5 protein-coding genes are annotated in these 2,218 nt (G+C 61.8%); 1 reads left to right on the forward strand and 4 read right to left on the reverse strand.

From position 1 onward, the window contains the following. Nucleotides 1-314 precede the first annotated feature (314 nt). The 4 genes from VD811_10875 to VD811_10890 form a co-directional block, all read right to left on the reverse strand. A complete protein-coding gene (locus VD811_10875) occupies nucleotides 315-614 on the reverse strand; it encodes a hypothetical protein (GenBank protein ID HXV21474.1) in 300 nt (99 codons plus the stop codon). Nucleotides 615-725: 111 nt separating this feature from the next. Continuing rightward, a complete protein-coding gene (locus VD811_10880) occupies nucleotides 726-1,430 on the reverse strand; it encodes a hypothetical protein (GenBank protein HXV21475.1) in 705 nt (234 codons plus the stop codon). After that, the gene (locus tag VD811_10885) at nucleotides 1,427-1,585 is read right to left on the reverse strand and encodes a hypothetical protein (GenBank protein HXV21476.1); all 159 of its coding nucleotides are present in this window, start codon (nucleotides 1,583-1,585) and stop codon (nucleotides 1,427-1,429) included. The genes VD811_10880 and VD811_10885 overlap by 4 nt, the downstream gene beginning before the upstream one ends. A 38-nt stretch (nucleotides 1,586-1,623) precedes the next feature. Beyond that, nucleotides 1,624-1,839 (reverse strand): hypothetical protein, encoded by a 216-nt coding sequence (locus VD811_10890; GenBank protein HXV21477.1) that lies wholly within the window; start codon nucleotides 1,837-1,839, stop codon nucleotides 1,624-1,626. A 182-nt stretch (nucleotides 1,840-2,021) separates the two neighbouring features. Between VD811_10890 and VD811_10895 the strand changes: the two genes are divergently transcribed. Beyond that, nucleotides 2,022-2,218: citrate lyase ligase (locus tag VD811_10895; protein HXV21478.1), on the forward strand; the 197-nt coding region annotated here is incomplete at its 3' end.

A 2,218-nucleotide genomic window follows, 5' to 3' on the forward strand; every position in this document is an offset into this window, starting at 1 on the left:
CAGAACGGCCTGGTAGCCGTAGATGCCCATGATTATGTCCCAGAGAGGACGGTCGTCGCTTCGCGGTCCCCTCTCCCCGGCAGAATTGTCCTGACTCATGGAATCCTCCTTGCTGCCAAATTATCCTGAAAACGGCATTTACTCGCGCAAAGACGCCAAGGCCGCAAAGAAATTCAAATACTTATGAAGATGTAGACCCGCACCACTCAGGTTAAACGCCAGGGTCAAATAACCGCCTGATTTTCCTCTGCGTTCTTTGCGAGCTTTGCGCGAAACTGCTTTTTCTAGGATTATAGGTCTCTGGACCTTGGACCTTACCCCGTCAGCGCGACGATCAGTGCCGCCGCGGCGAGAAGACAGGCGACCGCGCCCAGGGAGCCCGCCCATACCAGCGCCCGGCGCAGCACCGCCACCGCCGCCGTCAGCCCGTCGACCTGCCCGGCCAGGGCGTGCAGCACCTCCGCCTGGCGCTGCAGATCGGCCGCCAGCACCTGGACCGGACCCTGCGCCCCGGCGGCCGGCGGCGGCGCCTGGCGGGTGCGCCGCAGGACCTCGCGGGAGAGGGAGAGGATGGCGGGGGCATGCTTGAGCAGCGTGATCCAGGGGATAGCCATGGTCGACCTTTCTGCGCGGACAGCGCCGGCCATCTCATTTTAACAGAGAAACCGGCGAGGGGAGGACGGGACATGGCGTTCGCCCGAAGCTGCGCCCGGGCGCTTCCTGGCTCAAAAGCGGTAGCGCAGCCCCACCGCCAGGAAGTTGGAGCCGACAAGGGGCGGTGCGATGACGCCCCAGATGCCTGAACGATGATGGAGGCGGGTCACCAGGGAGACGGCCGGCGCCTTCTGCAGACTCCACTCCAGCTCGTAGATATTGAAGTTCAACAGGTGGTAGCGTTTCTCGGGGTCGTCCTCCGGCCCATCCTCATAGGCGGGATCGCCGATGGCATACGACAGGCCGATGCCGACCGCCGGCCGGACCCTGACCATGGCCAGCCGCAGCGGCGCAAAGCGCAGCTGCCAGGTGGCTCCCGCCTCCCAGTTGTGCTGCAGGCCGTCGTGTTTGCCCACAACCCCCTCGATGCCCGTGCGCGTATTCGGCACCCGCAGAAAATCGAACACCTTCTGCAAGCCGCCCGGGGTAGACAGCGGGTGGAAATAGCCGAGGGCATACAGGTAGGTATCGTCCATCATCGACTCGCCGCGAACCAGCTCCGGAAGGATATTGAAAAAATCGGGGTCCGCTCCCCGGGCGAAATAGAAGGTCAGAAGTGGGTCATTCCCGTCATCGGCGGCATGGCTCGCCGGGGCGAAAATAGCCGCGGAGAGCAGGGTCAGGAGGGTGAGCAGCAGAACCAGGAGCGGGTTTCCTGCTGCGCCGTAACATCTGAGGACAGCCGGAACGCTGCCGCCGGAACCTTGCCCTGTCATCTCACGTCCCTCTTTCGTCCTTTTATCAGTATCGCCCGGATGGCTTTTGCCCGGAAGCGGAAGATCCGCTCGAGGCTGCCAGCCTCGGCGAAAAAGGCGAAGACCTCGTCGATGGCCAGAGGGAGGGTGAACGATGTGCACAGAACATGGGTCATGCAAAACCCCGTCGCCTTTAAGGGGACCGGCCCTTTGCTTATTTCAGTTTGATCTCTCTTTCGCGGCGGAAGACATCCGGCAGCTCCACCCCGAAGTATCTCAGGCACATCAGCAGCAGGGTTACGGCGGCGGCTTCATCCAGATTGCCGATCAGGGGAAGATTGTCGGGGAGAATCTCGAAGATGCCGGCGCCGGGATTGAGGAGGTAGAGCACGGCCAGAAGGCCGAGGCAGAAGACGACGATATTTTTCATGGGACACCCACAGATCGGGCCGGGTTGGTATGCTTGACCTCAGTGGATTATACCGCACAATACCGAGGGGAACAGGTGGGGGAAGCATAGACCCTGGATTGCGGGATGCATCCCGGCGGCAAAATGCTTTTTCCCCTTAAAAAACCGTAGGGTATACGTTTTCACCGTGTTAGTGTTTTCCCATGGTGACGCAACTGATCAGCCAACGCGACCTGCAGCTGGCCAGAAACCTGGTCGAAAGCAGCGGCCTCGCCTTCGAGGAGAACTTCGATGTCCTCGTCGGCATTTTCGAGGCGGGTGCCCTGGTGGCGGTGGCGGCGCGGCAGGAGAACATCCTGAAAATGTTCGCCATCGCCCCGTCCCACCGTGGCGGCCCGGC

This window comes from Desulfuromonadales bacterium, assembly GCA_035620395.1.
Lineage (GTDB): Bacteria > Desulfobacterota > Desulfuromonadia > Desulfuromonadales > DASPGW01 > DASPGW01.